This is a genomic window from Streptomyces sp. CB09001 (assembly GCF_003369795.1).
GTDB lineage: Bacteria > Actinomycetota > Actinomycetes > Streptomycetales > Streptomycetaceae > Streptomyces.
Genome location: NZ_CP026730.1, coordinates 7143179 through 7165677 on the forward strand (window position 1 = coordinate 7143179; position 22499 = coordinate 7165677).

At 74.2% G+C, this 22499-nt stretch carries 21 protein-coding genes; 10 read left to right on the plus strand and 11 right to left on the minus strand.

Features of this window, described 5'->3' with window-relative positions; genetic code table 11:
• Positions 1-234: 234 nt before the first annotated feature.
• The 3 genes from C4J65_RS32795 to C4J65_RS32805 all read right to left on the minus strand — a co-directional run bounded on the left by C4J65_RS32795 (position 235) and on the right by C4J65_RS32805 (position 3904).
• Positions 235-768: a DoxX family protein gene (locus C4J65_RS32795; RefSeq protein WP_115745693.1), complete on the minus strand. Its 534-nt coding sequence runs from the start codon at positions 766-768 to the stop codon at positions 235-237.
• 155 nt (positions 769-923) lie between these two features.
• Positions 924-1415, minus strand: coding sequence for a hypothetical protein (locus C4J65_RS32800; protein ID WP_115745694.1), 492 nt, complete (start codon positions 1413-1415; stop codon positions 924-926).
• Positions 1412-3904 (minus strand): nitrate reductase, encoded by a 2493-nt coding sequence (locus C4J65_RS32805; protein ID WP_115745695.1) that lies wholly within the window; start codon positions 3902-3904, stop codon positions 1412-1414. The genes C4J65_RS32800 and C4J65_RS32805 overlap by 4 nt, the downstream gene beginning before the upstream one ends.
• Before the next feature lie 128 nt (positions 3905-4032).
• On the opposite strand from C4J65_RS32805, the gene C4J65_RS32810 reads away from it, so the two are divergent.
• Positions 4033-4728, plus strand: a complete 696-nt coding sequence (locus C4J65_RS32810; RefSeq protein WP_240330573.1) for an N-acetyltransferase — start codon at positions 4033-4035, stop codon at positions 4726-4728.
• 7 nt (positions 4729-4735) lie between these two features.
• On the opposite strand, the gene C4J65_RS32815 is transcribed toward C4J65_RS32810, so the two are convergent.
• Genes C4J65_RS32815 through C4J65_RS32825 form a run of 3 tightly spaced genes read right to left on the minus strand, consistent with a single transcriptional unit; the run spans position 4736 to position 6488 of the window.
• The gene (locus tag C4J65_RS32815; protein WP_115745697.1) at positions 4736-5464 is read right to left on the minus strand and encodes a metallophosphoesterase; all 729 of its coding nucleotides are present in this window, start codon (positions 5462-5464) and stop codon (positions 4736-4738) included.
• Positions 5461-5781, minus strand: coding sequence for a BON domain-containing protein (locus C4J65_RS32820; protein ID WP_240330574.1), 321 nt, complete (start codon positions 5779-5781; stop codon positions 5461-5463). The genes C4J65_RS32815 and C4J65_RS32820 overlap by 4 nt, the downstream gene beginning before the upstream one ends.
• Positions 5778-6488, minus strand: coding sequence for a nucleotidyltransferase family protein (locus C4J65_RS32825; RefSeq protein WP_115746756.1), 711 nt, complete (start codon positions 6486-6488; stop codon positions 5778-5780). The genes C4J65_RS32820 and C4J65_RS32825 overlap by 4 nt, the downstream gene beginning before the upstream one ends.
• Positions 6489-6632: 144 nt before the next feature.
• Here C4J65_RS32825 and C4J65_RS32830 point away from each other — a divergent pair, with 144 nt between their 5' ends.
• Positions 6633-6947, plus strand: a complete 315-nt coding sequence (locus tag C4J65_RS32830) for a hypothetical protein (protein ID WP_115745698.1) — start codon at positions 6633-6635, stop codon at positions 6945-6947.
• A gap of 26 nt (positions 6948-6973) precedes the next feature.
• On the opposite strand, the gene C4J65_RS32835 is transcribed toward C4J65_RS32830, so the two are convergent.
• Positions 6974-8155: a PP2C family protein-serine/threonine phosphatase gene (locus C4J65_RS32835; RefSeq protein ID WP_115745699.1), complete on the minus strand. Its 1182-nt coding sequence runs from the start codon at positions 8153-8155 to the stop codon at positions 6974-6976.
• Between the two features lie 168 nt (positions 8156-8323).
• Between C4J65_RS32835 and C4J65_RS32840 the strand changes: the two genes are divergently transcribed.
• The 3 genes from C4J65_RS32840 to C4J65_RS32860 all read left to right on the plus strand — a co-directional run bounded on the left by C4J65_RS32840 (position 8324) and on the right by C4J65_RS32860 (position 12410).
• Positions 8324-8737 (plus strand): SRPBCC family protein, encoded by a 414-nt coding sequence (locus C4J65_RS32840; RefSeq protein WP_115745700.1) that lies wholly within the window; start codon positions 8324-8326, stop codon positions 8735-8737.
• A gap of 1734 nt (positions 8738-10471) precedes the next feature.
• Positions 10472-11803: a cation:proton antiporter gene (locus C4J65_RS32855; RefSeq protein WP_115745701.1), complete on the plus strand. Its 1332-nt coding sequence runs from the start codon at positions 10472-10474 to the stop codon at positions 11801-11803.
• A 163-nt stretch (positions 11804-11966) separates the two neighbouring features.
• Positions 11967-12410, plus strand: a complete 444-nt coding sequence (locus C4J65_RS32860) for a hypothetical protein (RefSeq protein ID WP_115745702.1) — start codon at positions 11967-11969, stop codon at positions 12408-12410.
• A gap of 100 nt (positions 12411-12510) precedes the next feature.
• Here the strand turns inward: C4J65_RS32860 and C4J65_RS32865 are convergent, their stop codons facing one another.
• A complete protein-coding gene (locus tag C4J65_RS32865; protein ID WP_115745703.1) occupies positions 12511-13683 on the minus strand; it encodes a S1 family peptidase in 1173 nt (390 codons plus the stop codon).
• A gap of 264 nt (positions 13684-13947) precedes the next feature.
• Between C4J65_RS32865 and C4J65_RS32870 the strand changes: the two genes are divergently transcribed.
• From C4J65_RS32870 to C4J65_RS32895, 5 genes are all read left to right on the plus strand, one after another.
• A complete protein-coding gene (locus C4J65_RS32870) occupies positions 13948-14454 on the plus strand; it encodes an SRPBCC family protein (RefSeq protein WP_115745704.1) in 507 nt (168 codons plus the stop codon).
• Entirely contained in the window at positions 14447-16066 is a 1620-nt protein-coding gene (locus tag C4J65_RS32875; RefSeq protein ID WP_115745705.1) for an NAD(P)/FAD-dependent oxidoreductase, read from the plus strand. The genes C4J65_RS32870 and C4J65_RS32875 overlap by 8 nt, the downstream gene beginning before the upstream one ends.
• A 42-nt stretch (positions 16067-16108) precedes the next feature.
• Positions 16109-16987 (plus strand): SDR family oxidoreductase, encoded by an 879-nt coding sequence (locus C4J65_RS32880; RefSeq protein WP_115745706.1) that lies wholly within the window; start codon positions 16109-16111, stop codon positions 16985-16987.
• Between the two features lie 246 nt (positions 16988-17233).
• Complete coding sequence (locus tag C4J65_RS32890; protein ID WP_115745708.1) at positions 17234-17725, plus strand: MSMEG_6728 family protein; 492 nt, start codon at positions 17234-17236, stop codon at positions 17723-17725.
• A 95-nt stretch (positions 17726-17820) separates the two neighbouring features.
• Positions 17821-18759: an EamA family transporter gene (locus C4J65_RS32895; protein WP_115745709.1), complete on the plus strand. Its 939-nt coding sequence runs from the start codon at positions 17821-17823 to the stop codon at positions 18757-18759.
• Here the strand turns inward: C4J65_RS32895 and proP are convergent.
• The 3 genes from proP to C4J65_RS32910 all read right to left on the minus strand — a co-directional run bounded on the left by proP (position 18723) and on the right by C4J65_RS32910 (position 22440).
• Complete coding sequence (proP, locus tag C4J65_RS32900) at positions 18723-20210, minus strand: glycine betaine/L-proline transporter ProP (protein ID WP_115746758.1); 1488 nt, start codon at positions 20208-20210, stop codon at positions 18723-18725. The genes C4J65_RS32895 and proP overlap by 37 nt on opposite strands.
• Before the next feature lie 137 nt (positions 20211-20347).
• Complete coding sequence (locus tag C4J65_RS32905; protein ID WP_115745710.1) at positions 20348-21685, minus strand: lipase family protein; 1338 nt, start codon at positions 21683-21685, stop codon at positions 20348-20350.
• A 158-nt stretch (positions 21686-21843) separates the two neighbouring features.
• Positions 21844-22440: a 3'-5' exonuclease gene (locus C4J65_RS32910; RefSeq protein WP_115745711.1), complete on the minus strand. Its 597-nt coding sequence runs from the start codon at positions 22438-22440 to the stop codon at positions 21844-21846.
• Positions 22441-22499: the final 59 nt, after the last annotated feature.

Below are 22499 nucleotides of genomic sequence, written 5' to 3' on the forward strand. Positions count from 1 at the left end.
CTGATCGACGAACGCGCTCCAGGGTCGCATCCCCGGGCATGGAGGGGTCGTACGAGGTGGCGCGTCCGTTGCCACGCCGGCGACGAGAGCCGGGCCGTGTTCCGCGCGGTGCGCCGAGGGCCCCTCACACGCGGTGCCGAAGGAACCGCTCAGCCGGGCTTCCCCCACCCCGACAAGGCGTTCCGCACCCGTTCGACCGCAGCGGCGTGACCCGGGTCGGGGGCCGGCGCCCGGTCAGACACCCAGCCTGGCCCGGAGACCGCCCGCCCGTGCCGCGGGGCCGGCCGCGGCCCGGACCGAGCGGTGCACCAGGTGGGCGTCGTGCCGCAGGTCCTGGGCGGCGTGCCGGCCGCGCCACAGCAACGAGGGGGCGCCGCCCGTGTCGTCGGCGGCGATCAGGAGCCCGCCCATAATGGACAGGTTCTTGAGGAAGTGGACGCGTTGCTGGGCGCGGTCGGACGGGTCCTCCGCCTCCCAGTACCGGTGCGCCGCCAGCGTGGTGGGGACCAGCGTCACCGCGAGGGCCAGCGCGGCCAGCCGCGGACACCGGCCGAGCCCGAGCATGATCCCGCCCACCACGTGCACGGCGCCGTTGAGCCGTACGAGTTGCTCGGTGCTGTCCGGCAGCACCGGCACCCGGTCGGCCACCGGCCGCACGATCGGCTCGGCCGCCGGTGCCACGTCCTGGGGCCTGCGCAGAGACTGCAGGCCGCCCGCGACGAACATCGAGGCGAGCATCGGCCGGCCGGCCAGACGCAGAAGACTCATGACGCTGTCTCGCTCTCTTGGAGGGGGTGCCGACGGGAACACCAGCGGGGTGGTGCCCCACTGGGATCATCAGGTGCCCCGGCCCGCCGCCGCCATTCGGCATCCGGTGACGCACCGGCGCCGCCGGGCATCGCACCGGGCGGGGAAGGCGCAGCTCAGAGGCTGGTGAGGAGCTGCGGCGACAAGTTCTTGATCATGGTGTTGGTCCAGCGCATCTGGCGCAGTGTCCGCGGGTGGCAGGAGGAGGCGAGCGTCAGCAGACCGCTGTCCCTCGACGCCTGGGCGGCCTGGGCCAGCATCTCCCAGTGCAGTGAGTTCTCCACGGCGGAGACGTGCAGCTCCCGCAGGTCGCGCAGGAGCAGCAGGCCCGGCTCCGGCCGGTGCACGACCGCCTCGGACGCCTTCTTGCGCAGGGTCGCGAAGACGCCGTCCGAGGAGTGGTCCGGCGCCTCGCCCAGTTTCACGCCGTGCTCCGCGGCGGTCTCGGCGAGCAGCCGGACGTGCTCGCGGGACCAGCGGGCGAGGTCGGTGGCGACATGGTGGACCTCGTGCTCGGTGCGGTGCCGCTCGGCGACGGTCACCAGATCGTGGGCGAGACGCCGCTCGCCGCGGTGCAGCGTGCGCAGGGTCGGATTGATGCCGTTCACCGGGCGCCCTCCTGGTGGCCGTGCCGGAACCCGGTGGGCTCCTGCTCCGTCGTGCGCGCCGCCGGTCCGCCCGCGGTGGGCGGGGCGGCACCGACGGCGACCGGTGCCGACGCGGTCGTGGTGGGTGCTGGGGCGGGCCGGCCGTCCCCGCGTTCCACGAGGGTGAGGGCGGCCGTGGCGGTCTTGAACAGCGGCTGCTTGGAGGCCGGGTCCCAGTCGGTGACGGTGGTCTCGTTCGCGGCCCGTCCCGGGGTGTCCGGGCCCGGCCCCGACCCGCCCGCGGTGTCCCAGTAGCCGTAGTGGAACGGCACGAACAGCAGCCCCGCGCGGATGCCGGTCACCCGTAGCCGCCCGCGCAGGGAGCCGCGCCTGCTGGTGACCTCGACCAGGTCGCCCTCGCCGAGGCCGAGCCGCTCCGCGTCCCCGGCGGAGACCTCCACCCACACGTCGGGGGCGGCGGCGTTCAGCTGGGGCGCCCGCCCGGTCTTCGTACGGGTGTGGAAGTGGTAGAGCGTCCGGCCGGTCGTGAGCTGGAACGGGTACTCCTCGTCCGGCTCCTCGTGCGGCGGCAGAAAGGCGGCGGCCTTCAGCATCGCCTTGCCGTCGGGGTTGAGGGAGCGGTACTCCACGACCTCCTGCGAGGCCCCGGTCTCCAGGTCCTTGCCGTAGCTCTCGCACCTGTCGGGGTGGGCCCAGCCGATGCCGTCCGTGTAGAGCCGTGCCGTCCCCTCGGGGGTCCGCTCGTCGCAGGGCCACTGGATGCCGCCGGCGTCGCGCAGCTTGGCGTAGGACAGTCCGGTGTAGTCGCAGGGGCGGCCCGCGCTGCACCGCTTCCACGCCTCGAACGCCGACTCGGGGTCGTCCCAGGTGACCAGCGGACCGCCGTCCTTGTCCCGGAAGTCCATGCGCCGCGCGTAGTCCAGGAAGATGTCCAGGTCGGGCCTGGCCTCGCCGGGCGGTTCCACCGCCTTGCAGGACAGGTGCACCGTACGGTCCGCGTTGGTGAGCGCGCCGGTCTTCTCGCCCCAGGTCGCGGCGGGCAGCACCACGTCGGCCAGCTGCGCCGTCTCCGTCAGGTACAGGTCCTGTACGACGGTGAACAGCCGCTCCTGCGCCAGGATCGAGCGGATGCGCGGCAGTTCGGGCATCGAGACGGCGGGGTTGGTTCCGCTGATCCACAGCATCCGCAGCGAGCCCTGCTCCGCGTACCGGAAGATCTGCATGGCGTGGGTGGGCGGCGCGAAGTGCGGGACGGTCTCCGGCTCGACGTTCCACACCCGGGCCAGGTCGGCCACATGGGCGTCGTTCTGCCAGTTGCGGAAGCCCGGCAGGTCGCCGTTGGCCCCGCACTCGCGGGTGTTCTGGGCGGTGGGCTGGCCGTTCATCTGGAGGAGCCCGGCGCCGGGCCGGCCCAGCATCCCGCGGATCAGGTGCAGGTTGTTGATCTGGACGGCGGCGGCGGTCGCCTGGTGGGACTGGTAGACGCCCTGGAGGACGGTGGACACCAACGCGTCGGTGGTGCCGACCAGTTCGGCCGCCTCCTCGATCCGGGCGGCGGGGACGTCGCAGATCTCCGCGGCCCACTTGGGCGTGCAGTCGGCGACCCGGGCGGCCAGCTCGTCGAAGCCGACGGTGTGCGCGGCGATGAAGTCCCGGTCGGTCCGCTCGTGCCGGATCGTCTCGTGCAGCAGGGCGTTGAGCAGGGCGACGTTGGTGCCGCTGCGGGGCGCGAGGTGTACCGCGGCGTGTGCGGCGACGCGGGTGGGGCGCGGGTCCACGCACAGCAGCCGCGGCGGGTCGGCCCCCTCCAGGCGGTCGAGGAGACGCATCCACTGCACGGGCTGCGTCTCGGCGATGTTGTGGCCGAACAGCGCCACCACGTCGGCGTGGTCGAAGTCGTCGTAGCTGCCGGGCTGCCCGTCGCAGCCGAAGGTCTCCTTCAGCGCTTCCGCCGCGGTGGCGGTGCACAGGCGGGTGTTGCCGTCGAGGTGGTTGGTGCCGATGCCGGCCCGGGCCAGGACCGTGAGCGTGTAGTACTCCTCCAGGAACAGCTGACCGCTCGTGTAGAAGCCGATCGAGCCCGGTCCGCGCGAGTCCAGCAGTTCGTGCGAGCGGGCCGCCACCAGATCCATCGCCGTGTCCCAGTCCGTCTCCGTCAACCGCCCGTTCCGCCGCACCAGCGGCCGGGTCAGCCGGTCACGGGAGGCGTTGGCCTGCCACCCGAACAGGTCCTTCGGACCGAGCCGCCCCCGGTTGACCCGGTCCACGTCCCGGCCCCGTACGCCCACCATGCGGCCGTCGGCCACCGCGATGTCCATGGCGTCGCCGTCCGAGTGCAGGATCGACGCGGACTGCACCCACCGCTGCACCGCCCCGGGCTCCACTCCGTCGGCGAGGAACGTGTCCACCCGGGCCGGCCAGGACTCGTGCCGTCCGAAGGGCACCCGTGTGCCCCACGGCCGCGCGATCCGGTCCGTCGCATCCTCCATCGCCGGCCTCCCGCCAACTCCCGCCAACGTTTCCTCTTTCCGTCACACTGCCGGCCGCCGGGTACCCGGGCGCCACCCATCGAAGCGAACCACTTGTGGGAGCGCTCCCAGGCGGGCAGGATGCCGTGGTGACAGCGACTGCCTCCGTACGCCCCTACCGACCCGCCGACGCCCCGGCCCTCGACGACATCTGCATCCGGACCGCGCACAACGGCCGGGACAGCCGGCCCGTGTACGCCGACCCCGCCGTCCTGCCGGCCATCTTCGCCGCGCCCTACGTCCACCTGGATCCCGACCTGGTCTTCGTGCTGGACGACGGGCAGGGCCAGGCGGTCGGCTACATCCTCGGCACGGCGGACACCGCGCGCTTCGCCGCCGAGTTCCGGGCGACGTGGCTGCCGAGGGTCGCCGACCGGTATCCGGCCCCGCAGGGTCCGCCCGGCACCCGCACCCCGGACGAGGTCATGGCCGGGCTGCTGCACGACCCGGAGCGCATGGTCGTCCCGGAACTGGCGGCCTACCCCGCCCATCTGCACATCGACCTGCTGCCCGACTGGCAGGGGCAGGGGCACGGCCGGACCCTGATGCGGACGTTGTGGCGGGCCCTGCGCGAACGCGGCGTCCCGGCCGTCCACCTGGTCATGGCGACGGCCAACACCCCGGCCAGGGCCTTCTACGACCGCCTGGGCTTCCACGAGATCGCGGCGTCGGGCCTCGACCCCGCGGACGTCACCTGCCTGGGCCGTACGACGCGGGACACGGGCCGTACGACGCGGGACACGGCGCGCACGACGCGGGACGCCGGACGGAGCCGACGCGGCTGACGGGCGGTCAGGCCGGTTCCAGCCGATAGACGTTGAAGGCCCGGCGGATGACCGGCTGCGCCACGTTGCGCACCCGGACTCCGCCCGCCGTCATCCCGTGCTCCGAGCCCAGGTGGGCGTGTCCGTGGACGGCCAGATCGGCGCCGGCCGTGTCGATCGCCTCCGCCAGGAGGTAGCTCCCGAGGAACGGATGGATCTCCGGCGGCTCCCCGGCGAGCGTGTCGGCGACGGGGGAGAAGTGGGTCAGCGCCACCCGCGCCGCGCAGGCCTCCTCGTCCAGCCGCTTCAGCGCGGCGTGCAGGCCGTCCGCCGAACGGCGGGTGGTCCGCACGAACTCCTTCATCACCGGCTCGCCGAACTCGCCGGCGCTGCGCCCCACGAACCCGCCGCCGAACCCCTTGGTCCCGGCGATTCCCACCCGGCCCCCGGCACACTCCACGACGGTCGTCCCGCCCTCCAGTACGGTCACACCGGCGTCCCGGAGGATCGCGGTGACCTCCTCGGGCCGTTCGTCGTGGTGGTCGTGGTTTCCGAGGACCGCCACCACCGGCACCGGCAGGCCGCCCACCTCCCGGGCGACCACCCGTGCCTCCTGAGGGGTGCCGTGCCGGGTGAGGTCCCCGGCGAGCAGCAGCAGGTCGGCACAGTCGGGTAGGGTTTCGAACGCCGGCCTCAGCAGCCCTTCGCTGTCGGGTCCCATGTGGATGTCCCCGACGGCGGCGACCCGGATCGTCACAGCTCCTCCGCGTGGTCGGGACGGGTGGTCTCGGCCACCACGAGGTCGGTGTGCACGGTCAGTCCGGCCAGTTCCTCGCGGGCGACGCGCAGCACGGTCTCACGGCACTGCGCCGAGGGCACGGTGCCGGTGAGCGCGATCGCCCCGGCCCGGATCTCGGCACGTACGCCGAGTTCACCCAGTTCCTCCGCGGCGAGCCGGTCCTGCAGGTGCGCCACACGGTATTCGACGTTCTCGGGCCCACCGGCCGCGGATACGGGGCCGCTCGCCGCGGGACCGCTCGCCGCGGGTCCCTGGTGGCCGACGGGGTCGCTCATCGCTGCTCCTCGTTCGAGGCGGTGGCCGGGGGCCCGGCCGGGGGGATGATCTCCAGTCGTTCGAGAATGAAGAAGAACGCGGCGGGCATCGGGGCGTCGCCGCAGTCGCGGCGCAGCGCCTCCCAGTCGATCTTCTCGCGCAGGGTGCGGGCGATCGGCAGCACCGCACCGAAGTCGCAGTGGTGCTCGGAGAAGGCCGCCAGCAGACCGCGCAGCAGGTCGGTCGGCGAGAGGACCGGCATCAGCACCGAGTCGACCGAGAGGTCCCGGGCCCGGGCCAGCAGAGCCGTCGTGACGGGCTCGTGCGCCAGCTCGAAGATGAGGTCGACCTGCTGTCCCAGGCAGTCCGCCTTGAGCAGCCAGTCCTCGGGCGGCGTGTAGACCGTCAGCCCCGCTTCCCGCAGCGTCGCGGCGACGGCGTCCGCGTCCTCGGGCCGGATGCAGAAGTCGACGTCGTGCTGGAGGTTCTGGGTGCCGCCGTGGGCGTACACGGCGACGCTGCCGGCCAGGGCGAACGGGTGCTCCGCCCTCTTCAGGGTCGAGCCCACCTGCTTGGCGGCCTGGAGGATCGCCTGGTTGCGGTCGAGCGGGAGATCCTCGCGAGGCGCCTCGCGCCGCGGGACGGGGCCGGTGTCCCCGGGGGCCGGACGCAGCTCGGAGACGCCGGCGCGGCGGCCGGTGGCGTGGTCGTCGGCGGGCTGCCTCATCGTCATCCCCTTCCCGGGCTGTCGCCGTCGGCGGAACGGACCGGACGGGCTCTCCCCTGCGGACGCGGGTACCCGGCGCCGTACCGCCGACACCGCGGGCCTCGCCGGTGTGGGGCGTACGGGGATCGGGGGCACTCGTCCGGCATGAGCGACAGGCGGATGCGACAGGGGACCGACGACCCGGCCGACCGGCGGACCGTGGAACGGCTGGTGGCGGCCTGGCTGGCCGAGACCGAGCGGCACGACCCGGAGGCCGCCGGCGAGGGCCGGGACGGATGGGAGCGGGGCGCGCTGTCCGAACGGGCCGCCCAGGACCTGGCCACCTGGGTCACCGCCCGGGTCACGGACACCGGATTCACCGAGGACGAGGGCCCCTACGTGGCGGGCCCCGTGCGGATCACACCGGCGGACAAGGACACCGTGCACGCCTGGCTGCGCTCCCGGGGGCACGCCGTCTGAGGCGGGTACCGGCGCGCCGGGCCGCCTCACGCGGGCGGCCGCCACTCGAACATCAAAAGCGTCGCGTCGTCCCGCAGCCGCCCCTCCTGCATGGCCAGGATCGAATGGATCAGCCGGCGCAGGGACTCCGGAGCCGGCTCACCGCCGGCGGTGGCCCGGATGACGTAGTCGGCGAAGCGTTCGAGGCCCAGCAGCTTGGCCTCCCGGGTCCGGGCCTCCACGACCCCGTCGGTGTACATCAGCACCCGGTCCCCGGGCTCCAGCGAGATCTCGTGCGTCCGGCGCGAGCCCGAGCTGAGCAGGGACGGCATGCCCATGGGCGGGTCGGCGTCGCGCTCCATGGCGTCGATGATCAACCGCTGGCCGCGGATCAGGATGGGAGCGGGGTGACCGCAGTTGGCCCAGCGCAGCACGCCGGTGACCAGGTCCAGCTGCGCGATGACCGAGGTGCAGAACTTGTCCGGGAGCCAGCTGGACAGCGCCTCGTCCACGCTGCGCACCAGCTCGGGCAGGTCGGCACCGCTGCGCCGGGCATTGCGGCAGGCCGCCACCGAGACGGTGGTGGTGAGCCCGGAGGCCAGGTCGTGCCCCATCGCGTCCAGGACGGCCACGTGCAGGGTCGTCTCGGTCAGCGCGTGGTCGAAGGCGTCACCGCCGATCTCGTACGCGGGCTCCAGTACGGCCGTCGACACGACGTTGCCGTCGCCGATGGTGCGCGGCGGCAGCAGGGCGCGGAGCATCTCCGCGGGCAGTTGCATGCGCTCGGTGCGGGTGCGCCGCGCGAAGGAGTCCTCGTAGACCCGCTTGGACGTGATCACCATGGCGAGCAGCGAGGCGAGCGCCCGGCCGCGGGTCAGCGAGGAGGCGGTGAGGGCCGTCTCGTGCACGGCCAGGACGCCGAGCCGCTCCGCGCCGTCCAGCAGCGGGAACCAGGCGGTGATGCCACCGCCCGCCCCGGACTCCTCCACCCGCAGCGACTGCGTGCGGTACGCCCATCCCGCCAGGGAGCCGTCGACCGGCACGGACGGGGCCACGGCAGTCTGGGGCACCAGGTGGCGCTGCTGGAGGTCGACGAGGTAGACGACGGCGTGCCGCAGTCCCAGTGCCCTGGCGCACCGGGCGGTGGCGGTGCGCAGGTCCAGGGTGCGGTGGGCCGGATCGGCGAGGAAGTTCCGCAGCCCCGTGTCGTCCGGGTCCGACGTGGACACCTCGTCTCCCCTCGTCGCAGGCCCGCCCGGCGGGGCCGGTGCACAGCAGTCTGGCACCGCCCGGCCCGCGCCGCCCGGCGGGCCGAAGCGCCCGCGCGAGCGCTTCGGCCCCGGCAGAAGGGGCACGCGTCCCCTCGTACGACCCCGAGCGCCGAGGAGTGGTGCCGTATGACCGAGTACGAGCGTTCCCGCACCATGCCCGCCCAGCCGGAGCAGGTCTTCGACCAGGCCGCGAACGTCGGACAGCTGGAGACCTGGCTGCCCCGGGACCTGCACGTGGAGCCGGAGGAACCGCCCGCCGTCACCGTGCACGAGGACCGCACCGATCAGAACACCTCGGCGCTGCTGAGCGCCCGGCCCGAGCAGATGCGGCTGGAGTGGGGCACCCGCGAGCAGGGCAGCTACGCCGGCTGGCTTCAGGTCGCCGGGCTCGACAGCGGGGCCAGCGAGGTCACGGTGCACCTGTCGTTCTTCGACGACAGCCACGACCCGGGGCGGCGGACGGTGGCCGAGGCCCTCGACGGCAGCCTGCGGCGGCTGGAGGAACAGGTGAGGCTGCGCACCGACAACGCGGCCGGCTGAGGAGGACCGAACTGTCGCCGCACCCCGCCTCCGACTGGTACGCGGGGCCGGTCGCCGCCGGACAGCCCGACCGGCTGCCGTCCGCGTCGGCGACGCGCTGCCGTCCACCGCCTCCCACCGCCGGTACTGGACCGACTACGGCACCGGCGCGCTCCAGGTCACCGGTCGTCGGGCGCGGCCCCCGGCGGGCCGAGCGGCTCGCCACCCCGCCGCGCGAGGGCCTCGACGACTGCGCGCGCAGTGGTGGAGCGGAACCCCGAGGCGTCCGCGGCGTCCACACGGTCACCGAGTGGGGGCCACGGGCATCGGGCGGTTCTCGGTCGGCCCCGTACGCCCGCCCTGACCGGGCGTCAGGGGGACCCGTCGACGACACGTCACGCGACCACCCGTGCAGGGCCGGTTGGCTGATCGTTTGCAGCCCTCCGGGTGTGCGTCCGACCCGGCCGGCCGAAACGGCCGTCACCCGAATGGACCCCGCGCGGTACTGGTCACGGCCGAACCGGTGTCTCCTGGAGGGTGTCAGCGGCGTCCAGGCTGGGAGGCCGATCATGTACGAAATGTGCGTGGGCCCGGAGAAGGCGGGCGGAGCGTTGGTGTGGCACGTACTGGCCAAACAGGCCGCGGCCACACTCTGCGGACAGCAGCTCCGCGAACGTATCGAGGCATCCGACGGTGAACGGGCGCGTCACTGCCCGGACTGCATGGCTTCCTTCGAGAAGTTGATGGCAACCACACCGTGCTGACGGACCGTCCGCAAGCCGTCCGCCCCGTCGCATCCCGCGGCGGGGCGGACGGCGTACCCGGGTCGGCGTGATCGTCGGCCGGGGTCATGGTCATGGGTGCCCGGTCGGCTCCGGAGCCCGGGCGGGAAACCGGGAGCGGGGGCACGGTCCCTGACGATCACTCGGTTGGTGCAGTGTCGTGGTGGGGAGCGGGGGAAATCGCCGGTCATGCCCCGGCGCGCGTCGTCCTCCCGCACCCGGGGCGGCAGGAGGCGCCGCGGCCGGGATCCCCGAGTCGGCCGCGGCGCATCCTCCGCGGGCCTCCGAGCGGCTTCCCCCGCGGCCCGATGGGTGTCGGCCGCCGGACCATTTGGGTGTCGTCCCCGATGGCCGTGCGGTGGCCCGGCGTGTGACCGTGGACCGGCGCCGCGCCCCGGCGGTCCTCGCGGGTGCCGGGGGAGGGGGCGTGGGCCGGCCCGTGCCGCCCGTTCACGGGTGTTGCCGCGTGGTGCGTTCCGGGTGTGACGTGCGCACCCGGGTGCCGGGGGCGGTGTCGAGGCACGGACGCCCCGGGCGGCGTGTTCGCCCGTGTGTCCCCGTGCCGGTTTGCCCGTCCGCCCGTCTGCCTGTCCGCCTGTCCGCCCGTCCACAGTCTGCCCGGCTCCCGTCCGCCGGTCCGTTCGCCCGTCTGCCCGGCTCCCGTCCGCCGGTCCGTTCGCCCGTCTGCCCGGCTCCCGTCCGCCGGTCCGTTCGCCCGTCTGCCCGGCTCCCGTCCGCCGGTCCGACCGCCCGGCTCCCGTCCGCCCGTCCGACCGCCCGTCCGCCCGGCTCCCGTCCGCCCGTCCGTTCGCCCGTCCGCCCGGCTCCTGCCCGGCCGTCTGAGCGCCCGCCTGCCCGGCTCCCGTCCGCCCGCCCGCCCGCACGATGACGCATCCCCGAAGAAGGAGAACCCGCATCCATCCCCGTCAAGTGAAGCCCTCCCGAACCTCCGCGCGGTCGAAGGCGGTGACCCGTGGGACACGCTGACACCCTGCTCGCCATGGGCGGTGCTTTCGTCGCCGCCGCGTTCCTCGCCCGCCTCGGCGGGAGGATCGGACTTCCGACGATCCCGCTGTTCATGCTCGCCGGCATCCTGCTCGGCCCTCACACACCGGGCTTCGTCCTGGTCGAGGACGCGCACGACTTCGAGATGCTCTCCGCGCTCGGACTGGTCCTGCTCCTCTTCTACCTCGGGCTGGAGTTCCACCTCGACGACCTCAAGAGCGGCGGCAAACGGCTGCTCACCGCCGGGGGCATCTACCTGCTCCTCAACGTCGGCGCCGGACTCGGCTTCGGGTTCGTCCTCGGTTGGGGTGTGCGCGAGGCCTTGGTGCTGGCGGGTGTGCTCGGCATCTCCTCCTCCGCGATCGTCACCAAGATCCTCATCGACCTGGGCCGGATCGGCCGCCCGGAGACCCGCCTGATCCTCGGCGTCATCGTCGTCGAGGACATCTTCCTCGCGCTGTACCTGGCCGCCCTGCAACCGGTGATCTCGGGCGCGCACGGCGTCGCCGACACGGCCCTCCAGGCGGGCAAGGCCTTCGGCTTCCTGCTGGTACTGGCCGCCGCGGCCCGCTACGGCACCCGGCTCGTGGGGCGCCTGATCCACACGCGGGACAACGAGCTGCTCGTCATCAGCTTCCTCGGTGCCGCGGTGCTCGTCGCCGGGGTCTCCGAAGTCCTGGGCGTCGCCGACGCCATCGGTGCCTTCATGGTCGGCCTGATCCTCGCCGGGACCCCCTCGGGGCCGCGGATCCGTGAACTGGTGCACCCGCTGCGCGACGCCTTCGCGGCCATCTTCTTCTTCGCGTTCGGGCTGGCCATCGACCCCGGCGACCTCGCCTCCGTCGCCGGTCCGGTCGCCGCGGCGGCGGCCCTGACCGTCGTCATGAACATCGTCGCCGGGCTGTGCGTCGCCCGGGTCTACCACTACGGTTCCCAGCCGGCCGCGGAGATCGCCACCACCCTCGTCGCCCGCGGGGAGTTCGCGCTGATCCTGGCCGCCATGGCCGCGGGCGCCGGACTCGACGCCCGGCTCGCTCCCTTCATCGCCGGATACGTGCTCGTCCTCGCCGTCCTCGGCCCGATCGTCGCGGGACGCGCCCACGTCCTCGCCGCCGCGCTGCGCGCCGTCGGCGGACTCCTGCCGGGGGCGAGGACTCCGGCCGTGGCGGCGGGCGGCGGGTCCGGCGCGGAGGCGGAGGGAGCCGGCGGCCCGGAGCCGGGACCGGTACCGGTGCCGGCCCGGGCCGCTCCCTCGTTCGGGTCGTCCACCTCCTCGGAGCAGACGGAGGCAGAGCACTGAAGCCGGGCCGGGGACGGGAAGGGCCAGGCAGCGGTGCCCGTGGGCGTGGCCGGTCGTCGCCCCGGGCGGCGCGGCGCCTCGGTTCCCGGTGGGACAATCTGCCCACAGGGTCGTTGTCCGACGCCGTGGTCGGACGCGTCCGGGACCGGAAGGAGCCGTCAGCATGATCGAGTGGGTGCCCCTGGGCAGCGGTGCCAGACCCGTTCCCCGGCCGGTCGCGGCTCCCGTGGTGTGGGCCGGGGCATTCGGCGGCGCCCTCCTCCTGGTCGCGCTGCTCAACGGCACCGTGGGCTCGGGGCGTCCGGGACTCGCCCTGGTCGCGCTCTCCCTGCTGGCGGCCGTGCTCGGCCTCTGCGCCCGGTTCACGGCGGCGCCGGGGACGGCCGTGCTGTGCTGGCTGTCCCTCAACGGCTTCGCCATACCGCCGGCCGGCGTGCTCACCTGGGCCGGCCGGCGGGACGCGCTCTGGCTGGCCTGCCTGCTCGGTGCGGCCCTCGTCGGCACGGCGCTGGCCCGTCTGGTCCACGCGCGGGCCGCCTACCGTCGGCTGACCACGGCGACGGGCCTGGACGTGCCGGAGCCCGGGACCGGACCCGGCGACGTCTGAGCCCACCGGCACGCGGGGGACGCGGAACCGCGGACACCGGCGGCCGGGAAGGGCCGGACCGTGGACTCGGCCCGGCCCGGCCCTCCCCACCGCTGTCCGGTCAGGCCGTGTGCAGGGTCAGGCCGTAGCGGTTGAGGATCTCGTTGACCGGCTGGAACCACGTCTCCCCGCCGCTGGAGCAGTTGCCCCAACCGCCCGAGGTGACGCCCTGCGCCTGGTCACCGCTGATGAAGGAGCCGCCGGAGTCGCCGCCCTCGGCGCACACACTGGTCTTGGTCAGCTGGTGCACCACCGAGCCGTCGCTGTAGTTCACCGTCTCGTTGTGCGCGAGCACGGTGCCGCAGTGCCAGTGCGTGGTGGACCCGGAGCGGCAGATCGAGGCACCGACAGGTGCCACGTTCGAGCCGCGTACGAGCTGGTCGGAGACGGTGCCCCAGCCGAGCACGACCGGCACCGTCCACCAGCCGCTGCCCACGCTGACCCACGCGTAGTCGTTGTCGGGGAAGGACGAGCCCTGGAAGGTGCCGATGTACGAGCGGTCCCAGCCGCTGACCCCGGCGCCCGCCCGGCCGCAGTGTCCGGCGGTGACGAACCCGCCGTGCACCGAGAAGCCGATGGAGCAGCGGACGTTGCCGGTGTAGTAGGGGTCACCGCCGACGGTGCCCGCCGCGAAGGTCTGCGGGGCCGACGGTACCGTCCGCACCGTGACCGGTGCGGCCTCGCGGGCCTGCTTCAGGAAGCTCTGGACATCGTTGTCAGCGCGCTCGCCCGCGACCACGTCCACGACGACCCTGCTGGTGGCCTGGTCGACGCGCCAGCTGCTCACTCCGGCCGGTGCGTCGAGACGGTCGACGCGCGCCTTGGCGGCGTCGAGCTGCCGTGCGCTGTGCGCCACGGTGCGGACCTGCGCGCCGGTGGCACGGACCGCCCGCAGGGTCGAGGGTGCCGCGTCCGCGGTGACGGCCACCGTAAGCCGTCCGGCGTCCGCGTCGAACCACGAGCCGCCGAAGGCCTTTCCGGCCGCCCGGCGTGCCACGGGCTCGATGCCGGTGGCGTCGCGTTCGGCCGCGAGCCGGTCCTCGGCCTCGGCCCTGGTGAGGCCGAAGTCCCGCTGCATGGCGTCCAGCAGGCCGGCGGAGGCCGGCTGCTCGGAGGACGAGGGGGAGTGGGCGGGGGCGTCGGCCGCCGAGGCCGGCAGGGTGCCGACCGCGGTGAGGCTGCCGAGCACGAGAAGTCCGGCCAGGCCGAGGTGCCTGAGTCTGCTGCGTCTCACGGGAGTTGCCCTTCGTCGTTCCAGCAAGGTGGGGGTGGAACAGATGGCATGGAACAACCGCGGTTTGAGAGCGCTCTCATCGGGTCGCTTCGAGCTTAGCCAGCAGTTGTCATCAGGTCCATGCCAATGCAGGGCCTTTCCGTGCCGCCGGTTCGGTGCCACGGCGATCCGGCCCCCTCCGGTTGGCCGGCCGTCGACGGGGCACTCAGTGCTGCGTCCTCGCGATGACGGCCGCACGGCGGCCACTGGACGTAGGAGGTACGCGTGGCGGTCAGGCACAGGCTCATCCAGGCGACACCGGACGCGGTCTGGGACGTTCTCGCGGACGGCGACCTGTACGTGGAATGGGTCGTGGGGCCCTCCGAGGTCACCCCCAGGGACGGACAGTGGCCGCAGGTCGGCGCGACGATCGCGTACGAGGTGGGGCTCGGACCGCTGCGGCTGCACAACGAGTCGGTGGTCAGACGCTGCGTCCCGGGCTCGGAGCTGGAGCTGGAGGCGAAGGCGGGCAGACTCGGCACGGCCAGGATCGCCATCGAGCTGCGCCCCTGGGGCGAGCAGTGCCTGGTGATCGTGGACGAACACCCCCTGCGCGGCCCCGGCGGCCTGCTGCACAACGTCGGCGTCGAGGCGCTGATCCAGGTACGGCACCGGGCCATGCTCGCCAGGCTCGCGAAACTGTGCGAGTCCACGGCCGGTGGGCGGTGCCGTCCCGACCCCCCGGGCGTGACGGGGTCCGTGGAGTACCGGCCGGGAACCGGCCGTGCCTGACGCCGTCGTGGTCGGGGCCGGCCCCAACGGCCTGGTGGCGGCGAACGTGCTGGCCGACGCCGGCTGGAGCGTCACGGTCCTGGAGGAACAGCCCGAGCCGGGCGGCGCGGTGCGGCACGACGGCGAGGTCGCCCCCGGCTTCGTCAACGACCTGTTCAGCTCCTTCTACCCGCTCGCCGCGGCCTCCCCGGTCCTCGGCGGACTGCGGCTGGAGGACCACGGGCTGCGCTGGGCCCACGCGCCCCACGTGCTGGCCCATCCCCTGACCGACGGGACCTGCGCCGTCCTCGACCGCGACGTCGCGACCACCGCCGCCTCCCTCGACGCCTTCGCCCTCGGGGACGGCGCCGCCTGGGAGCGGCTGCACGAGGTGTGGGACCGCTACCGGGCCGACATCCTGGACGCTCTGTTCACCCCCTTCCCGCCGGTGCGCGCCACCGCCCGGATGGCCCTGCGGCTGCGCGGCGCGGGCGGACTCAGGCTCGCCCGCACCCTGGTGCTGCCGGTGCGCCGCATGGGCGAGGAGGAGTTCCGCGGCGAGGGCGGCAGGCTGCTTCTGGCCGGCAACGCCCTGCACGCCGACCTCGCTCCCGAGGCGGCGGGCAGCGGCGGCTTCGGCTGGCTGATGTCGATGCTGGGACAGAGCTACGGCTTCCCCGTGCCGGTCGGCGGTGCCGGCGCCCTCACCGAGGCCCTCGTCCACCGGCTGCGCGCCCGGGGCGGCACGCTGCACTGCGGGCGGCGCGTCGAACGGGTCCTGGTCCGCGACCGGCGCGCCGTCGGCGTGCGCACCGCCGACGGGGAGACGGTCACCGCCCGCCGCGCCGTCCTCGCGGACGTCTCCGTGCCCGCCCTCTACGGCGGGCTCGTCGCCCCGGCGGACCTGCCGGACCAGGTCCTCACCGACCTGCGGCGCTTTCAGTGGGACTTCGCCACCTTCAAGGTGGACTGGGCGCTGGACGGGCCCGTGCCCTGGCGGTGCGAGGAGGCGGCGCGGGCCGGCACCGTGCATCTGTCCGACGGTCTCGACGAGCTGACCCGGTTCGCCGCCCAGATCGCCATGCGGCAGGTCCCCGACCGTCCCTTCTCGCTGTTCGGCCAGATGACCACCACGGACCCGACCCGCTCACCGTCCGGCACGGAGTCCGCCTGGGCCTACACCCACGTCCCCCACGACATCCGCGCCGACGCGGGCGAGGAGGGCATCACCGGGACGTGGGACAGCAGGGAGCGCGAACTGATGGCCGACCGGGTCGAACGCCAGGTGGAACGCTTCGCGCCCGGCTTCCGGGCGCTGGTACGGGCCCGCCGCGTGCTCGCCCCGCCGACGCTCCAGGCCATGGACGCCAACCTGGAGGGCGGCGCCATCAACGGCGGCACCACCGCCATGCACCAGCAACTCGTCTTCCGGCCCGTGCCCGGCACCGGGCGGCCGGAGACACCGGTGGCCGGTCTCTTCCTCGCCTCCGCGGGCGCCCACCCCGGGGGCGGGGTGCACGGAGCACCCGGCGCCAACGCCGCGCGCGCCGCACTGCGCCAGCACCGGTTCGCGGGCCTCGCCCGGATCCAGCGGGCCCTGACCCGGCGGGACCGGGCCGGTGACCGGCACTGACCGTCGCGACGGTACGCCAACACCCGAGGAAGGACCCGACCGGTGACAGACAGCCCCCTCCAGAACCGCACCGTCGTGGTGACCGGCGCCGCGCGCGGACTCGGCGCCGCCCTGGCCCGCGCCTGCGCACTCCGCGGCGCCCGGATCGCGCTGCTCGGTCTCGAGAAGCCCCGACTGGACGCCCTCGCGGCGGACCTGCCGACCCCGGCGCTCGCCGTCGAGACCGACGTCACCGACCCCGCCGCGCTGGCCGCCGCGGCCGGCGAGACACGCCGGCGCCTGGGAAAGCCGTCGGTCGTCGTGGCGAACGCCGGGATCGCGCACGGCGGACCCTTCGCCACGACGGACCCCGCCGAGTGGCGCCGCGTCGTCGACGTGAACCTGACCGGCAGCGCCCACACCGCCCGCGCCTTCCTGCCGGACCTGCTCGACACCGCCGGCTACCACCTCCAGATCGCCTCACTGGCCTCGCTCGGTGCCGCACCCATGATGAGCGCCTACTGCGCCTCCAAGGCGGGCGTGGAGGCCTTCGCCCACTCGCTGCGCGCCGAGGTGGCCCACCGCGGTGTCGCCGTGGGCGTCGCCTACCTCAACTGGATCGACACCGACATGATCCGCGACGCCGACCGTTACCCGGTCCTGCGCGAACTGCGCGCCCACCTGCCACCCCCCGCCCGCCGCACCTTCCCGGCGGACGACGTCGCGGCCCGGCTGGTCCGCGCGCTGGAGCGTCGCCGCAGCGCCGTGTACGTGCCGGGCTGGCTGCGCCTGGTGCAGCTGGGGCGCGCGGCACTGCCGCCCGCGGTGGCCCGGCTGTCCCGCCACGAACTGCCCCGTCTGGAGGCCGAGGAGACACTGGGACCCACCGGTCCGCTCGGCGCGGGCGGCCGGGCCGGCCACGCGGCGGGGACGAGGACCTAGCCGCCGGCGCCGGCGCGGAGCGGCCCCCGTCGGGAGCCACGCCACGCCGCTCGGCCCGGACGGAGCGGGCGGCCGCACCCGGCGTCGGCGAGGCCGTGGCCGCCCCCTCGGACCGGACCGGCTTTCCCCCCCGGCGGGACGACCTCGCCCACCGCGAACGCCGTGGACACCTGCGCGCCCACCCCGAACGCCGTGGACACCTGCGCGCCCACGGCCTCTTCCCCGGCCGAACGGAGCGGAACCGGCATGCAGACCTTCCTCCCCCACCCCGGTTTCCGGGAATCGGCACTCGCCCTGGACCGGCGCCGCCTGGGCAAACAGCGCGTCGAGGCGCTCCAGGTGCTGCGCGGGCTCACCGTCCCCGGCTACGGCTGGCGCCGGCACCCGGCGGTGCGGATGTGGACCGGCTACGAGGAGGCACTGGTCCGGTACGGCCTCGACGTCTGCCGGGTCTGGCGCGAGCACGGTCACCAGGACAGCTGCGCGGCCTCCCTCGTCGCGGGACTCGCCGCGGTCCGTCCGGGTGAGCCGGTGCGCGACCAGCCGGACCTGGCGGCCGCCGGGGAACTGCCGCCCTGGCTGGGCGACGAGGCCTTCCACCGCAGCCACCGCTCGGCACTGGTGCGCAAGGATCCCGCGGTGTACGCGGAACTGTTCCCCGGGGTACCCGACGACCTGCCCTACGTGTGGCCCCGTTCGGACCGCGAGCGCGGCGAGCCGGGGAGCGGCGCCGCCTGAGACGGGTCAGAACGGTCCTCGTCGCGGATTGGTCCCCGACGGCGCACGCGAAGTGGACCCCGTGACGGACCGCCGCGCTCTCTAGCGTCGTGGCCATGAACGCCACCACCACACGCGGGTCCCTGCTCGCCGCGCTCGCCTGCGTCCTCGTCGGAGGATCCTTCACCGCCAACAGCCTGCTCGGCGACTACCCGTACGCGGGCGGCCAGTTCCTGCGCTACGGCCTGGCCTTCCTGCTGCTCCTCCCGCTGGCCGGGCCCGGCGCGGCGACCCGGCTGCGCGCGCTCGGTGCCGGCCGGTGGCTGCGCCTCGCGCTGCTCGCGGCCGTGGGCATGGTCGGCTTCAACCTCGCCGTCCTCGCCGCGGAACGCACGGCGGAGCCCGCGGTACCCGGCGTCTTCGTCGGCTGCGCGCCCGTGGTCGTCGCCGTCGTCGTCCCCCTCCTGGAGGGGCGCCGTCCGCAACGGATCGTCCTGTACGGCGCGTTGTTCGTGGCCGTGGGGGCCTTCACGGTCCAGGGCTGGGGGCGCACCGACGGCGCGGGCATCGCCTTCTCCGTGTGCGCGCTGGTCGGCGAGGTCGGCTTCGCGGTGCTGGCCGTGCCCGTCCTGCGGCCGCTGGGCCCGCGGCTGCTGTCCACCGTGGTGTGCGGCATCGCGGCGGCCGAGTCGGCGCTGGCGGGTGTCCTGGCCGACGGGTCCGGATGGCTGCGCCGTCCGGACGCGGTGGAGGCGGGTGCGCTGCTGTGGCAGGCGGTGGTGGTCACCGTCGTCGGGTTCGTGTGCTGGTACATGGGCATGCAGCGGATCGGGGCCGAGCGCGCCACCCTGTTCTCCGGGTTGATCCCGGTCGCCGCCGCCTGCACGGCACCGCTCGTCGGCACCGGTTCCTACGGCGCCGCCCAGGCCGTGGGCAGCGCCCTCGTCTTCGCCGGGGTCGCCGTGGGGTCGGGCGCGACGCGCCCGTTCGCGCGCGGACGACGGCCCGCGGCCGAGCGTCAGACGGCGCCCGAGCGGTCCTTGGAGAAGCTGTAGAGGTCCTTCGAGGTCGTGATGAGTTCGCCCTGTTCCTGCCGGGAGCCGACCATGGGCTGCGAACCGTGCAGCGGCACCTGGGCGCTCTCGGGCAGGAACTTCACGGTCACCAGGCCGACGGCGCCCGCGACCATCAGGTAGTAGGCGGGCATCAGTTCGTCCCCGGTGATGCTGACCAGCGCCTCGGCGACCAGCGGTGTGGTGCCGCCGAAGGCCGCGACGGCGAAGTTGAAGCCGATGGCCATGGCGGCGTAGCGCACGGCGGTCGGGAACAGCGCCGGCAGGGTGGCGGCGCTCGGCGCGGCGAAGCAGGCCAGCAGGGTGGACAGCAGCAGGACCCCGGCGACCGGTGCCCAGACGCCGTCCGACCTCAGCAGCAGGAAGGCCGGGACGGCGAGGACGATCATCGCCGCGGCGCCGGTGGCGTAGAGCGGACGGCGGCCGACGTGGTCGCTGAGCCGGCCCAGGAAGGTGATCAGCAGCACGATCCACACCATGCCGATCAGCACCAGCACGTCCGCGAAGCCGCTGGAGCGGTCCAGGGTCTCCGTCTGGTACGTCGGCAGATAGCCGGTCACCATGTAGTTGGTGACGTTGTAGAGCAGCACCAGGCCCATGCACACCAGCAGCGGGCGCCAGTGCTCGCGCACGATGGTCTTGAACTCGCTGCCCGCCGACTCCTGCGCGAGGCCCTTCTCGTGTTCGTCGAGCTGCTGCTGGAAGGCGGGCGACTCCTCCAGCTTGAGCCGCATGTACAGGCCGATGATGCCGAGCGGCCCGGCGATCAGGAACGGCAGCCGCCAGCCCCAGTGCAGCATCTGGGCGTCGGTCAGCGCCAGGTTCAGGACGGTGACCAGCGCCGAGCCGAGGGCGTAGCCGACGAAGGTGCCGAAGTCGAGCCAGCTGGAGAGGAAGCCGCGCCGCCGGTCGGGTGAGTATTCGGCGACGAAGGTGGTGGCGCCGCCGTACTCGCCGCCCGTGGAGAAGCCCTGGACCATCCGGGCGAGCAGCAGCAGGATCGGGGCGGCGATACCGATGGTGGCGTAGCTGGGGATGAGGCCGATGGAGAAGGTGCCGAGGGCCATCATGATCATGGTGGTGGCGAGCACCTTCTGCCGTCCGATGCGGTCCCCGAGCGGCCCGAAGACCAGGCCGCCGAGCGGGCGTACGACGAAGGCCGCGGCGAAGGTGGCGAAGGAGGAGACGACCTGGGCGGCGGGGGAGGCGCCGGGGAAGAACACCTTCCCGATGGTGGCGGCCAGGTAGCTGTAGACGCCGAAGTCGAACCACTCCATGCAGTTGCCGAGCGCCGAGGCCCCGACCGCGCGCTTGAGCAGCGGTGCCTCGACGACCTGGACGTCCTCCTCGCGGAAGGCCCGCCCGCTGCGGCGGAGCCGGCGGGCCAGCTCCTCGCGCACCTGCCGCGGCAGGTGCGCGACCGTGCCCGGCATCCTCGCCCCGCCCGGCGGACCGGACCCGCCGTCGGGCTTCGCCTCCACCACACCGTCGCCTCTCCGTCGCTCCACCACGATTCGCCTGAGCGAATTCTGTGCAGGAACCCGGGGTCGGCGCATGCCGGAGGCAGGGCTCAGGGCTGTACGGGCATGCTCCAGCAGTTGGAGCCGGCGGGCTCGCCGGAGAGCCGGTCGGTGAGCCAGGCGATGGCGTTGCCCTGATCGGCGAGCAACGGGGCGAAGTGGTTGAGCAGGCCGCTGCCCACGCCCGGCAGCAGCACGGGGACGTAGGTCACCTTCCCGCCCTCGCCGCACCAGTCGACGGCCAGTTGGCGAGCCTGGCCGTGCGGGACCAGGTCGTCGCTGACGCCGGTGGCCACGCGGACCGGGCTGCCGGGCTCCATCGAGCCGATGCGCTGCTCGGCGAGGAAGCTCTGCAGCGCGGGTTCGGCGCGGATGACGTCGCTGATGGACTGCCCCGTCCTCGTCCAGTCCGTGCTGCTGTCGCCGCCGTAGCCGAAGAGCGCGTCGCCCACGCACATCGTCGACAGGTCCTTCAGCGCCTCCTGCCCCGCCTCGTTGATGTACCGGTCGGCGATGGGCCGCAGGGCGGGCTCGGTCTGCAGGAAGCCGTTGAGCGACCAGCCCAGGGCGCCCGCGAGGTCGCTGCCGTCGATCGCCTTCGTCACCTTTGTGAGGTCGGCGGGCGGGGCGCCGGCGTAGGTGCCCGCCAGTTGGACGTCCGGGGCGTAGGAGGGCTGGAGCTCGGCCGCTGCCGCCGTGGCGCCGCCGCCCTGGCTGTACCCGAACAGACCCACCCGGGAGGCGGAGGTGACGGACGCCGAGTCGAGGGAGCGTGCGGCGCGCACGGCGTCCAGTACGGCGTGGGCCCCGTCGACACGGTTGACGTAGGTGTGCAGCCGGTCGGTGGTGCCGAGGCCGACGTAGTCGGTGACGACGACGGCGACGCCGCGCAGCAGCAGCCGGTAGACCGACAGGTCCTCGTAACCGACGGAGACCGTCCGGCCGTTGAGTCGCAGGGGGTGCTCCAGGGCCATCGAGGCGGCGCACTGGTCGCCCTGCCCCATGGTGCCGGGCGCGACGGCGACCAGGGGGCGCGGCCCGTCGCCGCGCCACTTGGCGGCCGGTTCGATGTAGGCGCCGGTCACGGCGACCGCTTCGCCGTTCGCGTCGGTGGACTTGTACATCAGCCGGGTCGCCCGGCCGGGGAGGGGGCCGTCGATGCCCGGCAGGCTGAGCGCCAGGGGGAGCGGCTCGCTGCGGATCAGCGTGCCGTCGGCGCCGGGCAGTTCGGACGGCGGGGTGTAGAAGGCGGGGATCTCGACGCCGCGGGACGTCGTGGCCGTCGAGCCGCCGGCCGGGCCGTCGGCCGCGGCGGCCGGGACGGCCTGGGCGCCGAGGGCGAGGGCGGCGGCGATCGCCGCGGCGAGCGTGCGTGGACGTGGGGGCATGGCGAACCTCCTGGGGAAGGGCCGGATCCGGTCGTCCGCGGTCCCGTGGGGTCAGGTCCGTGGTCGCGCTGCTCCTGTGGGGTTACGGGACGGTAACCGGACAGGAGTTACCAGGGGTAGCACCTGACTCATTACGGTTCAGTAACTTGACGTCGCGTCTAACAAGAGCCGGGCCAGGCATCCCGACCGGCCAGCCCCAGCACCAGTGCCGCGATGTTCCAGGCGTCGTCCACGCCCCGGTGGTGCCGCCCTTCCAGGGGCAGCCCGGCGATCTCCAGGGCCGCCGCCATGCCGGGGCGTCGGCGCAGTCCGTGGGCGTCGGCGAAGACCGCCTTGGCGTTGGTGTGCGCACGCTCGGCCGGGTGGCCGAAGGGGTACGGCACGCCGTCGGCCGCGCACTGGCGGACGAACTGCTTCCGGTCGTAGTCGCCCCAGCTCGTCCAGGGCCGCACGCCCGCCCCGTGCTCGCGCACCAGCGTCTCGCAGGCCGCGGCGAAACCCACACCCCGGTCGGCCTCGGCCCGGGTGAGGCCGGTCAGCTCCGTGCAGAAGGCGCTGACGCGGGAGCGGGCGGGCCGCACCAGGATCCGGTGCCGGGCCACCCGCTCCCGGGCGTCGAGGTCGACCACGGCGAGCCCGATCTCGATGATCTCGCTCACCTCGCCGGGCGGCGGCTGCCCGTCCCAGCAGGTGGCCTCGAGGTCGATGACGTTCAGCAGGCCCGCGTGGCCCCCGTCCGCGGCGCGCCGGTCCATGCCCGCACCGTACGGGGGCACACGGCTCGCCGGCACCCGGATTTCTCTCCCCCGGCGTG

Bases quoted from the DNA above. Each gene is read 5' to 3' on its own strand.
- C4J65_RS32795 (WP_115745693.1), bottom strand. From the start codon at position 768: ATGAGTCTTCTGCGTCTGGCCGGCCGGCCGATGCTCGCCTCGATGTTC.
- C4J65_RS32805 (WP_115745695.1), bottom strand. From the start codon at position 3,904: ATGGAGGATGCGACGGACCGGATCGCGCGGCCGTGGGGCACACGGGTG.
- C4J65_RS32820 (WP_240330574.1), bottom strand. From the start codon at position 5,781: ATGAGCGACCCCGTCGGCCACCAGGGACCCGCGGCGAGCGGTCCCGCG.
- C4J65_RS32825 (WP_115746756.1), bottom strand. From the start codon at position 6,488: ATGAGGCAGCCCGCCGACGACCACGCCACCGGCCGCCGCGCCGGCGTC.
- C4J65_RS32830 (WP_115745698.1), top strand. From the start codon at position 6,633: ATGAGCGACAGGCGGATGCGACAGGGGACCGACGACCCGGCCGACCGG.
- C4J65_RS32840 (WP_115745700.1), top strand. From the start codon at position 8,324: ATGACCGAGTACGAGCGTTCCCGCACCATGCCCGCCCAGCCGGAGCAG.
- C4J65_RS32860 (WP_115745702.1), top strand. From the start codon at position 11,967: ATGATCGAGTGGGTGCCCCTGGGCAGCGGTGCCAGACCCGTTCCCCGG.
- C4J65_RS32890 (WP_115745708.1), top strand. From the start codon at position 17,234: ATGCAGACCTTCCTCCCCCACCCCGGTTTCCGGGAATCGGCACTCGCC.
- C4J65_RS32895 (WP_115745709.1), top strand. From the start codon at position 17,821: ATGAACGCCACCACCACACGCGGGTCCCTGCTCGCCGCGCTCGCCTGC.
- proP (WP_115746758.1), bottom strand. From the start codon at position 20,210: ATGCCGGGCACGGTCGCGCACCTGCCGCGGCAGGTGCGCGAGGAGCTG.
- C4J65_RS32905 (WP_115745710.1), bottom strand. From the start codon at position 21,685: ATGCCCCCACGTCCACGCACGCTCGCCGCGGCGATCGCCGCCGCCCTC.
- C4J65_RS32910 (WP_115745711.1), bottom strand. From the start codon at position 22,440: ATGGACCGGCGCGCCGCGGACGGGGGCCACGCGGGCCTGCTGAACGTC.